Consider the following 12,603-nt stretch of genomic DNA (forward strand, 5'->3'; position numbering starts at 1 on the left):
TCTCCCCGGACCCGGTTGTCGGCGATGCGCGATCCCCTGAATTGCCGTAGGGGCGCTACGCGCGTAGACGACCCCCGTCCCCAGGAGTGTGCGCCATCAACGCGTCCAGCAGCCCTCCGGCCGGAGCGGCGGTCAACGATTCGGTGACCGCCGTCGAACTCGCCGGGATCACGAAGCGATTCCCCGGTGTCGTGGCCAACCACGACATCCACCTCACCGTCCGCAGGGGCACCGTCCACGCCCTCGTCGGCGAGAACGGCGCCGGCAAGTCGACGCTGATGAAGATCCTCTACGGCATGCAGAAGCCGGACGAGGGCACCATCGCGATCGACGGCGAGCAGGTGAGCTTCTCGTCCCCGGCCGACGCCATCGCGCGCGGCATCGGCATGGTCCACCAGCACTTCATGCTCGCCGACAACCTCACCGTCCTGGAGAACGTGGTCCTCGGCGGCGAGAAGCTCTACGGCATCGGCGCCAAGGCCCGCCGCAAGATCATGGAGATCTCCGACCGCTACGGCCTGGGCGTCCAGCCCGACCGCCTGGTCGAGGAGCTCGGCGTCGCCGCCCGTCAGCGCGTGGAGATCCTCAAGGTCCTCTACCGCGGCGCCCGCACCCTGATCCTCGACGAGCCGACCGCGGTGCTGGTCCCGCAGGAGGTCGACGCGCTCTTCGACAACCTGCGCGAGCTGAAGGCCGAGGGCCTGTCCGTCATCTTCATCTCCCACAAGCTGGGCGAGGTCCTCTCCGTCGCCGACGAGATCACCGTCATCCGGCGCGGCACGACCGTGGGCACCGCGGTGCCCTCCGAGACCACGCCGCGCCAGCTCGCCGAGATGATGGTCGGCAGCGAGCTGCCGACGCCCGGCACCGCCGAGTCCACGGTCACCGACCGCCCCGTCGTCACCGTCGACAAGCTGCGCCTGGCGGCCCCCGGCGGCAAGGCGCTGCTGGACGACATCAGCTTCACCATCCACGAGGGCGAGGTCCTGGGCATCGCCGGCGTGGAGGGCAACGGCCAGACCGAACTGGTCGACGCGCTGATCGGCCTCAGGCACGCCGACTCCGGCACCATCGCCCTGGCCGGCGAGGAGATCACCGGCTGGGCCACCCGCAAGCGCCGCGAGCAGGGCGTCGGCTACATCCCCGAGGACCGCCACCGCCACGGCCTGCTGCTGGAAGCCCCCCTGTGGGAGAACCGTATCCTCGGCCACGTCACGGAGAGGCCGCTCGCCAAGGGCGTCTGGCTGGACCCCAAGGCGGCCCAGGAGGACACCCGCCGGATCGTCGAGAAGTACGACGTCCGCACCCCCGGCATCGACGTCACCGCGGCCTCCCTGTCCGGCGGCAACCAGCAGAAGCTGATCGTCGGCCGCGAGATGAGCCACGCCCCGCGCTTCCTGATCGCCGCCCACCCCACCCGCGGTGTGGACGTCGGCGCGCAGGCCGCGATCTGGGACCACATCCGGGAGGCCCGCCGCGAGGGCCTGGCCGTGCTGCTGATCTCCGCCGACCTGGACGAGCTGATCGGCCTGTCCGACACCCTGCGGGTGATCTACAACGGCAGGCTGGTCGCGGACGCCGACCCGGCCACCATCACCCCCGAGGAACTCGGCTCGGCCATGACCGGTGCCGCCGCCGGACACCTCGCGCACGAAGAGACGCCGGACGCCCCCGAAGACGAGGCCCGCTGATGAAGAAGTTCGACAAGGAGCGTGTGCTCCTCGCGGTGGCCGGCCCGGTCATCGCGCTCGCCGTGGCGTTCGTGATCAGCGCGATCGTGCTGCTCGCCTCCGGCAAGAACCCGGTCGAGCCGTTCTCGATCATGTTCGAGCAGGCCACGTTCTCCGACGTCCAGGTCAGGATCGTCAACCAGGCGACGCTGTACTACATCGCGGCGCTCGCGGTGGCCGTCGGCTTCCGGATGAACCTGTTCAACATCGGCGTCGACGGCCAGTACCAGCTCGGCGCCATGATCGCCGCGATCGTCGGCGCGCACATGAACCTGCCGGCCGTCCTGCAGGTCCCGCTGCTGCTGATCGCCGCCGCCCTCACCGGCTCGCTGTGGGCCGGTGTCGCGGGTGTCCTGAAGGTGACCCGAGGGGTCAGCGAGGTCGTCGCGACGATCATGCTCAACGCGATCGCCGTCTCGATCATCTCCTACCTCTGGCTGCCGGACGTGTTCGGCGTCAAGGTCGGCAACAACAGCACCACCGGCGAGATGTACGAGTCGGGCTGGGTGAGCGGCTTCGACCTCGGCGACGCGGGCGAGATCTACGGCCTGGTGGTCCTCGCCGTCCTGCTCGGCGTCGGCTACTGGGTCGTGCTGAACCGCACCCGCTTCGGCTTCGACCTGCGCGCCTCCGGCGCCTCGGAGTCGGCCGCCGCGGCCAGCGGTGTCGACCCCAAGCGCATGGTGCTCACCGCCATGCTGATCTCCGGCGCCATCGCCGGTCTCGCGGGTCTGCCCATCCTGATGGGCGACACGCACACCTTCAGCCGCAGCTTCCCCACCGGTATCGGCTTCCTCGGCATCGGCATCGCCCTGCTCGGCCGCAACAGCCCGGTCGGCATCGCGCTGGCCTCCCTGCTGTGGGCCTGGCTCGACAAGGCCTCCCCGGAGCTGGACTTCCACGGCTACGACAAGGAGATCGCGGTCATCCTGCAGGGCATCATCGTCCTCGCCGTGGTCGTCTCCTACGAGGCCGTCCGCGAGTGGGGCCTGCGCCGCCAGCAGCGCCGCGTGGGCGCCGAACTCGCCGCGGGCCACGTCCTCGGGGCCACCAACAACGACAACAAGGAGGTGGCTGGCCGATGACCACCGCGTCCGATGTCAACCAGCCCACGCTGGAGCCCGCGGCGCCGGCCGGCCGCCGGATGTCGCTGCCGGTCCTGATGCTGGTCATCGCCGGCGGCCTGGCACTGACCTCGATCGTCCGCATCATCACCGGCGCGGACGGCATCACCAACGTCAGCCAGATGTCCACCGCCCTCCAGCTGGCCGTGCCCATCGGCCTCGCCGGTCTCGGCGGCCTGTGGGCCGAACGGTCCGGCGTCATCAACATCGGCCTCGAAGGCATGATGATCCTCGGCACCTGGTTCGGTGCCTGGGCCGGCTTCCAGTGGGGTCCCTGGACCGGTGTCGTGGTCGGTGTCCTCGGCGGCGCCCTCGGCGGCCTGCTGCACGCCTTCGTCACCGTGACGTTCCGCGTCAACCACATCGTCTCCGGTGTGGCGATCAACATCCTCGCCCTCGGCATCACCCGCTACCTGGCCCCGCTGGCCTTCGAGGGCCACCGGGGCGGCTCGGCCAAGCAGTCCCCGCCGGTCGACTCCCTCGGCCACTTCACGGTGCCGGGCCTGTCCAGCTGGCTGCGCGACCTCAACGACCAGGGCTGGTTCTTCATCTCCGACGTCGCCGGTCTGCTCGGCGGTCTGGTCACCAACGTCTCCTGGCTGACCCTGATCGCCATCGCGCTGATCCCCGGCACCTGGTGGGTGCTCTGGCGCACCCCGTTCGGTCTGCGCCTGCGCTCCTGCGGCGAGAACCCGGTCGCGGCCGAGTCCCTCGGCGTCAACGTGTACAAGTACAAGTACATCGCCGTGATCATCTCCGGTGGTCTGGCCGGCCTCGGCGGCGCGTTCCTGTCCATCGTGGCCAACCCCTTCTACCTGGAGGGCCAGGTCAGCGGCCGCGGCTACATCGGTCTCGCCGCGATGATCTTCGGCAACTGGATGCCGGGCGGCCTCGCCCTGGGTGCCGGGCTGTTCGGCTACACCGACAGCCTCAACCTGCGCGGCGGCTCGGAGAACGTCCACGCCCTGCTGCTGCTCGGCGCGCTGCTGCTGTTCATCGGCGCGATCTGGCTGGCCGTGCGGAAGAAGTGGATCCCGGCCGCGATCACCCTGGTCGTCGGCGGCGCGGTCTACGCCTGGTACGCGAACACCAACGAGGTCCCGAACCAGGTCGTCGCCGCCACGCCGTACGTCATCACGCTGGTGGTGCTCGCACTGTCCGCCCAGCGCCTGCGCATGCCGAAGGCGAACGGCCTGCCGTACCGGAAGGGACAGGGCAAGTGACCTTCGACTGGGAGGCCCTGCGGGCCGTGGCACGGGACGCCATGTCCCACGCCTACGCGCCCTACTCGGGCTACCCGGTCGGGGTCGCGGCCCGGGTCGAGGACGGCCGCACCGTCACCGGCTGCAACGTGGAGAACGCCTCCTACGGGCTCTCCCTGTGCGCCGAGTGCGGGCTGGTCTCCGAGCTGCAGCGCACCGGAGGCGGCCGCCTGACCCACTTCACCTGTGTCGAGGGCGGGGGCGGCCTGCTCGTCCCGTGCGGCCGCTGCCGGCAGCTGCTGTACGAGTTCGGCGGGCCGGACCTGCTCGTGGACACACCGGCGGGGATCATCCCGCTCGCACAGATGCTGCCGCAGGCCTTCGGGCCGGACCATCTCACCCAGTGACACCCCGGCGGCCCCTCTGAGAGCACCCGCTCAGAGGGGCCGCCCGTTTCCTCAGAACGTCGGAAGGAAAGCCATGGCCATGGACGCCATCTCCGTCATCCGCACCAAGCGGGACCGCGGTGAACTCAGCGACGAGCAGATCGACTGGGTCATCGACGCGTACACCCGCGGCGGGGTCGCCGACGAGCAGATGTCGTCGCTCGCCATGGCGATCCTGCTCAACGGCATGAACCGGCGCGAGATCGCCCGCTGGACCGCGGCGATGATCGCCAGCGGCGAGCGCATGGACTTCTCCTCGCTGTCCCGCCCCACCGCCGACAAGCACTCCACCGGCGGCGTCGGCGACAAGATCACGCTGCCGCTCGCCCCGCTGGTGGCGGCCTGCGGCGCGGCCGTGCCGCAGCTGTCCGGCCGCGGCCTCGGCCACACCGGCGGCACCCTGGACAAGCTGGAGTCCATCCCGGGCTGGCGGGCGCTGCTGTCGAACGAGGAGATGCTCTCCGTCCTCGACACCACCGGCGCGGTGATCTGCGCGGCGGGCGACGGCCTCGCCCCCGCGGACAAGAAGCTCTACGCGCTGCGCGACGTCACCGGCACCGTGGAGGCGATCCCGCTGATCGCCTCGTCGATCATGTCCAAGAAGATCGCCGAGGGCACCGGCTCCCTGGTGCTGGACGTGAAGGTCGGCTCCGGCGCCTTCATGAAGACCGTCGAGGACGCCCGCGAGCTGGCCTCGACGATGGTGGGCCTGGGCACCGACCACGGGGTACGCACGGTGGCGCTGCTGACGGACATGTCCACCCCGCTCGGCCTGACCGCGGGCAACGCGCTGGAGGTCCGCGAGTCCGTCGAGGTGCTGGCCGGCGGCGGTCCCGCGGACGTGGTGGAGCTGACCCTCGCCCTGGCCCGCGAGATGCTGGAGGCGGCCGGCGTCCCCGACGCCGACCCGGCGAAGGCCCTCGCCGACGGTTCCGCGATGGACGTCTGGCGGCGCATGGTCGCCGCGCAGGGCGGCGACCCGGACGCCGAGCTGCCGGTGGCCCGCGAGCAGCACGTGGTGAAGGCCCCGGCCTCCGGCGTCCTCACCCGCCTCGACGCCTACGGCATCGGCGTCGCCGCCTGGCGCCTCGGTGCGGGCCGCGCCCGCAAGGAGGACCCGGTGCAGGCCGGTGCCGGCGTCGAGCTGCACGCCAAGCCCGGCGACACCGTCACCGCGGGCCAGCCGCTGCTGACCCTGCACACCGACACGCCGGAGCGCTTCGAGTACGCCCTGAGCGCCGTCGACGGCTCCTACGACGTCGCGGCCCCCGGCACCGACTTCACGGCCTCCCCGGTGGTCCTGGAGCGCATCGCCTGACCGTCGCCGCGGTGGGCCGGGGCGACGGGCAACGGGAGACCGGGCCCGCCTGCTCCGGGCCGTGGCCCACCGCCGGGAGGGCGTCCGCGGCCGCCCCGATGAGTTCTCGGGGCGTGCCCGGTCTACCGTACGTGGATGCCAGGACACCCCCCGTGCTCGTGATCGCCGGCCCCGTCACCCGGGACGAGGTGACGGGGTGGTGCGACGCCGTGCGGGCGGCTCTGGAGGGGACCCGCGCCGAGGTGGTGGAGTGCGAGGTGTCGGGGCCGGGGCCGCCGGGGCTCGGCACCGTCGACCTGCTGGCGCGGATGCAGCTCACCGCGCGCCGGGCCGGGGGCCGGATACGGCTGCGCGACCCCGATCCGGCGCTATGCGTCCTGCTGCACCTCGTCGGGCTGCCCGTCGAGGTGCGGCGGCAGACCGAACAGCGGGAACCACCGCTCGACGTCGAGGAAGCAGTGGAAACCGGTGATCCGGCCCTGTGAGGTCTCCAGCACCTGGACCGCCCACGGGGAGAACCCGCCCTTGTCCGGGTCCGGCTTGTAGTGCGCGAAGCCGGGCAGGCCGTTCGCCTCGACCGGCAGCAGCCGCGAGTCGGCGCACTGTGCGCCGACCGTGGTCATGAAGCCGGTGATGTCGGCCGGGCCCAGCAGCCACAGGTCGAACGGCGGCATCGTCATCACGGCGTCCTCGTGCAGCAGGGCCGTCAGCGCCGCCATGTCGTACCCCTCGAAGGCCGCGACATAGCGCTCCAGGAGCTTCTTCTGCTCCTCGTCCAGCGGGTCGGACACCGCCGCGTCCTCGCCCGGCTCGGGCCGCTCGGCGAGGGTGGCCCGAGCCCGCTGGAGCGCGCTGTTGACGGAGGCGACCGTGGTGCCGAGCAGCTCGGCGACCTCGGCGGCCCGCCAGGCGAGCACCTCGCGCAGGATCAGCACCGCGCGCTGCTTGGGCGGCAGCTTCTGGAGCGCGGCCATGAAGGCCAGCCGCACCGACTCCTTGGCGACGGCCGCCTCCGCCGGGTCCGCGGTGGCCGGCAGCACACGGGCGTCCGGCACCGGCTCCAGCCAGGTGTGGTCGGGGCGGGGCGCCAGGGCGGCCTGCGCGAGCGGCGTCGCCTCCGACAGGTCCATCGGTCTGGCCCGCTTGTTGCCCGCGCTGAGCATGTCCAGGCAGACGTTGGTGGCGATCCGGTACAGCCAGGAGCGGAGGCTGGAGCGGCCCTCGAACTTCTCGTGGCTCCGCCACGCGCGTACCAGCGTGTCCTGGACCGCGTCCTCGGCCTCGAAGGAGGAGCCGAGCATGCGGTAGCAGTAGCCCGTCAGCTCGACGCGGTACCGCTCCAGCTCGACGTCCAGGTCCGCTGTCGTCGCGGTGTTGCTCATCGTCCACCCACCCCTGTGGCCGGTTCGTGTGGCGCGCGCCTCGTGGCGTGCACTACCCCGGAAGCTACCGCAGCCCACTGACAACGGCCCGGCGGCCCTGAGGAGGTGCAGGTGGGCGGCCTCCCGGGCGGGGCGCCGGGCCGGGTGCCGGGCGGGCCCCCGCCGCGTCCCGCCCCGGCCGTGCCGCGGGGTGTCCCGCTCCGGCCGTGCCCGGAGCGTCACGCCCCTCCCGGGCCGGGTGTCACGCGGTCCGGGCCGCCAGGGACGCCGCCCTGGTCCCCGCCAGCGTGATGCCGACGACGCCCAGCACCGCGGCCACCCCGACGGCGACGGTGCCGCCCCAGCCCGCGGAGTGGAACGCCATCGCGCCCGCCGTGCTGCCCGCGCTGGAGCCGACGTAGTAGGCGGACTGGTACAGCGCCGAGGCCTGGGCGCGGCCGCTCGTCGCGGTCCGGCCCACCGCCGAGGAGGCCACCGCGTGGCCCGCGAAGAAGCCGGCCGTGATCAGGACCAGGCCCAGCAGCACCGCCGGCAGGGTGTCCGCCAGGGACAGCAGCAGACCGAGCGCCGTGGTGCCGCCCGCCAGGTACAGCGCGCCGCGCCGGCCGAGGCGGCCGACCAGCCGTCCGGCCGAGGACGCCGACACGGTGCCCACCAGGTACACCAGGAAGATCGAGCCGACGATGCCCTGCGGCAGGGAGAACGGGGCCTCGGTGAGGCGGTAGCCGATCACCGTGTACACGCCGCCGAAGACCGTCATGAACAGCGCCCCGATGGCGTACAGCCGCCGCAGCAGCGGGTCGGCCAGGTGGCCGCGGACGGTGCGGGCCAGGGACCGCGGCCGCAGCGAGCCGGGTGTGAAGTGCCGCGGCGCCGGCAGCAGCAGCCGGAAGGCGGCCGCGCAGGCCACCGCGAGCAGCCCGATCACGGCGAGCGCGGCCCGCCAGCCCCACTCCTGGGCCACCCAGCCGGTGACGACCCGGCCGCTCATCCCGCCGACGCTGTTGCCCGCGACGAACAGGCCGATCGCGGTCACCAGCGCCCGCGGCCGGACCTCCTCGGCGAGATACGCCGTCGCCGACGCCGGAAGCCCCGCCAGTGCCGCCCCCTGCACCGCGCGCAGCGCCACCAGGGCGGGCAGCGAGGGGGCGAGGGGGACCAGGACCGCCACGCCCACCGCGACCGCCAGGGACCACGTCATGACCGTCCGCCGCCCGAAGCGCTCCGACAGCGCGCTCATCGGCAGCACGAACACCGCCAGGCCGCCGGTCGCGGCTGCCACCGTCCAGCTCGCCGCGCTCGCGCTGACCGCGAACTCGCCGGAGATCAGCGGGAGCAGCGCCTGAGTGGAGTACAGCAGTGCGAACGTCGCCACCCCGGCCAGGAACAGCGCGAGGCTCATCCGGCGGTAGCCGGGCCCGCCGGGGGCCATCCGCCGGTCGTCGGGGGCGGTGGCGGCGCGGGCGCCGGCGGCAGCGGCACAGGACGCGGCGGAGGGGGCCGCCGGGGAGGAGGACACCGGGGAGGCGGACACCGGGGAGGCGGACGACGCGGCGGACGCGGACGCGGACGCGGCGGACGAGGGTGCGGGTGAGGAGGGCGCGGCGGGGGAGACGGCGTCCACGACCGCGGACGCCCCGGTATCGGCGGGATTCATGCTTCGACGGTACGGAGAGCGCCGCTCATCCGTCCAATGCACGGAATCGGCATAATCGTTCCCATGACGCATCAGCAGAGGTCAGGAGAGCGCCTGTCACCGAGCGGTGACACAGAAGACATCGTCGCGCTGCTTGCGCCACGGCTCGTGCACTTCGCCGGGGTCGCGCGCACCGAGCACGTCACCCGGGCCGCGCAGGAGATGAACGTCCCCCAGTCGACGCTGTCCCGGTCGATGGCGCGGCTCGAACAGGACCTGGGTGTCGACCTGTTCGCCCGGCACGGCCGCACCGTGTCCCTGACGCCCGCCGGGCGCGCGTTCCTCGGCTCGGTGGAGCGGGCCCTCGCCGAGATCGAGCGGGCCGCGGAGGAGGTGCGCGCCGACGCCGACCCGGCGGCGGGCAAGGTCGCCTTCGGGTTCCTGCACACCATGGGCGCCGAGACCGTGCCCGGGCTCCTCCACGCCTTCCGCGCCGACCATCCCCGGGTCCGCTTCAGCCTGGTGCAGAACTACGGCGAGGCCATGCTGGAGCGGCTGCGGGCGGGCGAGCTGGACCTGTGTCTGACCTCGCCGGTGCCGGACGCCCCCGACCTCGTCGCCCGCCGGCTGGACGAGCAGAAGCTGCGGCTGGTGGTGCCCGCCGAGCACCGGCTGGCCGGGCGCCGGCGGATCCGGCTGGCGGAGGCCGCCGACGAGGTGTTCGTGACCCTGGAGCCCGGCTACGGACTGCGCCGCATCACCGACGACCTGTGCAAGGAGGCCGGATTCAGGCCCCGGATCGCGTTCGAGGGCGAGGAGGCGGAGACCCTGCGCGGGCTGGTCGCGGCCGGCCTCGGGGTGGCCCTGCTGCCCCCGCCGGCGGTGGCCCGGCCCGGGGTGGCGGAGCTGACGGTGACGGCCCCGCGCGCGGCCCGCGAGATCGGGGTGGCCTGGCTGGAGGGGCGTCCGGACACGCCGCCGGTGGCCGCCTTCAAGCGCTTCCTGCTGTCCCGCCGGGGACGTCTGCTGCACGCGTGAACCTCCCAGGGGGCAAGGGGCAAGGGGCAAGGGGCAAGGGGCAAGGGGCAAGGGGCGGGCGGGACCGGACGGGACCGGGCGGGACCGTACCGGGGCCGGGACGGGCAGGGCCGGGTCCGGGCAGGGCCGCGGTCCCGCGCGGGCCGGGCTCAGTGCCCCTGGCGGTGCCGCAGCGAGCGCCCGAACCCCGAGGCCAGCGGCATCCGCAGGCCGAGCGGCGGGGGCGCGGCGAGGGCGTCCTGGACGGGGCGTGAGAAGGGCCGGTCGAACAGGGCGCCCAGCACGAAGTCCTCGGCCAGGCAGAGCACCTCCTCCCGGTGCTGCTGCAAGGAGTGCCGGTCGGAGTGGACCTCGAAGCGGCACACGTCGCGGTTGGCCTTCTTCGCGCGGGCCGCGAGCCGGAAGGACAGCTCCGGGTCGGTGCGCTCGTCGTTGGTGCCGTGCACGATCAGCACCCGGCGCCCGGCGAGCTGCTTCACCGGTTCGGGTGGCGCGGCCATGTCGTCCTCGGGGAGCCAGGGGGCTGCCGCCAGCACGGAGTTGACGGCCTCGTGGCCGCCCGCGTGCAGGGCCGCCCGGCCGCCCATGTCGACGCCGGCCAGACACACCGGGACGTCGCCGTAGCGGCGGACCGCCTCGTCGGCGGCCCATGTGGCGTCCCGGGCGAGGTGGGCCTCGCTCCCGTTCCACCCGCGGTAGCGGTAGTGCACCACGTGGACCGCCAGCCCCTCCGCGCGCCCCGCTCGGGCCAGCCGGCGTCCCAGCGCGCGCACGGCGGCCGTGGCGCGCAGGGGGGAGGGGCGGCGGGCCGAGTACGCGTCACCGCCGGGGAGCAGCAGCACCGCCCCGCCCACCGCCGTCGGTTCCGGGCCGAACACCCGTCCCAGCCGGGCCTCGCGAACCGGCGTCGCATGCTGTGCCATGGCAGAACAGTGTCAGAAGCGGACGTGTACGCCACCCGGCCGTGCGGTCACCGTTGGGTATCGGCCACCGTGTGCAACGGGCCATCTACGCGCGTAGGGGTTAGGGTGCGGAAATGACGAGCCAGACTGACCGGATGGGGAGCACCCCGAGCCCGGACCAGATCCGCCGGGCGCCCAAAGTACTGCTGCACGATCACCTCGACGGCGGGCTCAGGCCCGGCACCATCGTCGAACTGGCCCGGGAGCAGGGCTACTCCGCGCTCCCCGAGACCGACCCCGGCAAGCTCGGCCTCTGGTTCCGGGAGGCCGCCGACTCCGGCTCCCTGGAACGCTATCTGGAGACCTTCTCCCACACCGTCGGCGTCATGCAGACCCGCGACGCCCTGGTCCGGGTGGCCCGCGAGTGCGCCGAGGACCTCGCCGAGGACGGCGTCGTCTACGCCGAGGTGCGCTACGCCCCCGAACAGCACCTGGAGGGCGGCCTGAGCCTCGAAGAGGTCGTCGAAGCCGTCGACGAGGGCTTCCGGCAGGGCGAGCGCGCCGCCCGCGAGGGCGGCCACCGCATCCGCGTCGGCGCCCTGCTGACCGCCATGCGGCACGCCGCCCGCGCCCTGGAGATCGCCGAACTCGCCAACCGCCACCGCGACCGCGGCGTCGTCGGCTTCGACATCGCGGGCGCCGAGGCCGGCTACCCGCCCACCCGGCACCTGGACGCCTTCGAGTACCTCAAGCGGGAGAACAACCACTTCACCATCCACGCCGGCGAGGCCTTCGGACTGCCCTCCATCTGGCAGGCCCTGCAGTGGTGCGGCGCCGACCGCCTCGGGCACGGCGTGCGCATCATCGACGACATCGAGGTCGGGGACGACGGCGGCATCCGCCTCGGGCGGCTCGCCTCCTACGTCCGCGACAAGCGCATCCCCCTGGAGATGTGCCCCAGCTCCAACCTCCAGACCGGCGCCGCCTCCTCCTACGCCGACCACCCCATCGGCCTGCTGCGCCGGCTGCACTTCCGGACCACGGTCAACACGGACAACCGCCTGATGTCCGGCACCAGCATGAGCCGGGAATTCGAGCACCTCGTCGAGGCGTTCGGCTACACGCTCGACGACATGCAGTGGTTCTCCGTCAATGCGATGAAATCAGCGTTCATTCCTTTCGATGAACGACTGGCCATGATCAATGACGTCATCAAGCCCGGATACGCCGAGCTGAAATCCGAATGGCTGTTCCAGCAGACCGCTTCGACCAGCGGTTCTGCCGGGCAGCAGGGCTGAGCGAAGACCTTCGCGGAGCGGCGGATGCGGACGGGCTTTCACAACCCGTCCGCATTTCGATGTTTGCGGCGGGCCCCGTCCCGTGTTTACGTTCGGGGACCGCTTCCCGTCCCCCGTTCCCGTCTTCGGTTCCCGTCTTCGAATTCAGTCAAGGACGCATTCACGATGAAGTCTGCCGCCAAGACCCTCGGTGTCGCCGCTCTCGGTGCCGCTTTCGCCGCCACCGGCGCGGGCGCCGCGAACGCCGCCCCGGCCCTGCCCGACAGCGGCCAGGCGCTCGGCTCCCTCACTCAGGCCCTGCCCACCGACACGGTCGCCAAGGCGCTGCCGGGCGCCGGTGAGGCGCTCACCCAGGCGCAGCCGGCCCTCGCCGCAGGCGTGGCCGCCGCGCAGCCCCTCGCCCAGAAGGCGCTCGCCGACGGCCCGACCAAGCCGGCCGCGGGCCTGCTCGGCGGCCTGCCGCTGGGCGGCCTGCCCACCAAGGGCCTCCCGGTGAACGGCATCCCGCTGGGCTGACCCGCCCCCGC

12 protein-coding genes are annotated in these 12,603 nt (G+C 73.0%); 9 read left to right on the forward strand and 3 right to left on the reverse strand.

The genetic code is table 11. From position 1 onward, the window contains the following. The first annotated feature begins 143 nt into the window (after positions 1-143). From AC5K6T_RS01810 to AC5K6T_RS01835, 6 genes are all read left to right on the forward strand, one after another. On the forward strand, positions 144-1,691 hold the full coding sequence (locus AC5K6T_RS01810; RefSeq protein ID WP_493207282.1) for an ABC transporter ATP-binding protein: 1,548 nt from the start codon (positions 144-146) through the stop codon (positions 1,689-1,691). Then, positions 1,691-2,815, forward strand: a complete 1,125-nt coding sequence (locus AC5K6T_RS01815) for an ABC transporter permease (RefSeq protein ID WP_493205005.1) — start codon at positions 1,691-1,693, stop codon at positions 2,813-2,815. The genes AC5K6T_RS01810 and AC5K6T_RS01815 overlap by 1 nt, the downstream gene beginning before the upstream one ends. Continuing rightward, on the forward strand, positions 2,812-4,077 hold the full coding sequence (locus AC5K6T_RS01820) for an ABC transporter permease (RefSeq protein ID WP_493205006.1): 1,266 nt from the start codon (positions 2,812-2,814) through the stop codon (positions 4,075-4,077). The genes AC5K6T_RS01815 and AC5K6T_RS01820 overlap by 4 nt, the downstream gene beginning before the upstream one ends. Continuing rightward, positions 4,074-4,463, forward strand: a complete 390-nt coding sequence (locus tag AC5K6T_RS01825; RefSeq protein ID WP_493205007.1) for a cytidine deaminase — start codon at positions 4,074-4,076, stop codon at positions 4,461-4,463. Before AC5K6T_RS01820 ends, AC5K6T_RS01825 begins: the two co-directional genes overlap by 4 nt. Positions 4,464-4,536: 73 nt before the next feature. Next, the gene (locus AC5K6T_RS01830) at positions 4,537-5,820 is read left to right on the forward strand and encodes a thymidine phosphorylase (protein ID WP_493205009.1); all 1,284 of its coding nucleotides are present in this window, start codon (positions 4,537-4,539) and stop codon (positions 5,818-5,820) included. Between the two features lie 98 nt (positions 5,821-5,918). Continuing rightward, positions 5,919-6,305 carry an STAS domain-containing protein gene (locus AC5K6T_RS01835; RefSeq protein ID WP_493205010.1) on the forward strand — a complete coding sequence of 129 codons (387 nt, stop codon included), beginning with the start codon at positions 5,919-5,921 and terminating at the stop codon, positions 6,303-6,305. Here the strand turns inward: AC5K6T_RS01835 and AC5K6T_RS01840 are convergent. Both AC5K6T_RS01840 and AC5K6T_RS01845 read right to left on the reverse strand, forming a co-directional pair. Continuing rightward, positions 6,189-7,202, reverse strand: coding sequence for a sigma-70 family RNA polymerase sigma factor (locus tag AC5K6T_RS01840; protein ID WP_493205012.1), 1,014 nt, complete (start codon positions 7,200-7,202; stop codon positions 6,189-6,191). The genes AC5K6T_RS01835 and AC5K6T_RS01840 overlap by 117 nt on opposite strands. A gap of 241 nt (positions 7,203-7,443) precedes the next feature. Next, positions 7,444-8,859, reverse strand: coding sequence for an MFS transporter (locus AC5K6T_RS01845; RefSeq protein WP_493205013.1), 1,416 nt, complete (start codon positions 8,857-8,859; stop codon positions 7,444-7,446). A 63-nt stretch (positions 8,860-8,922) separates the two neighbouring features. Here AC5K6T_RS01845 and AC5K6T_RS01850 point away from each other — a divergent pair, with 63 nt between their 5' ends. Further along, a complete protein-coding gene (locus AC5K6T_RS01850; RefSeq protein WP_493205015.1) occupies positions 8,923-9,876 on the forward strand; it encodes a LysR family transcriptional regulator in 954 nt (317 codons plus the stop codon). A gap of 149 nt (positions 9,877-10,025) precedes the next feature. Here the strand turns inward: AC5K6T_RS01850 and AC5K6T_RS01855 are convergent, their stop codons facing one another. After that, positions 10,026-10,799: a dienelactone hydrolase family protein gene (locus AC5K6T_RS01855; RefSeq protein WP_493205017.1), complete on the reverse strand. Its 774-nt coding sequence runs from the start codon at positions 10,797-10,799 to the stop codon at positions 10,026-10,028. Positions 10,800-10,912: 113 nt separating this feature from the next. On the opposite strand from AC5K6T_RS01855, the gene AC5K6T_RS01860 reads away from it, so the two are divergent. Beyond that, the gene (locus tag AC5K6T_RS01860) at positions 10,913-12,076 is read left to right on the forward strand and encodes an adenosine deaminase (protein WP_493205018.1); all 1,164 of its coding nucleotides are present in this window, start codon (positions 10,913-10,915) and stop codon (positions 12,074-12,076) included. A 165-nt stretch (positions 12,077-12,241) separates the two neighbouring features. Beyond that, a complete protein-coding gene (locus AC5K6T_RS01865) occupies positions 12,242-12,592 on the forward strand; it encodes an ATP-binding protein (protein WP_493205020.1) in 351 nt (116 codons plus the stop codon). The last annotated feature ends 11 nt before the right edge of the window (positions 12,593-12,603 follow it).

It is taken from the genome of Streptomyces sp. B8-7 (assembly GCF_058833805.1).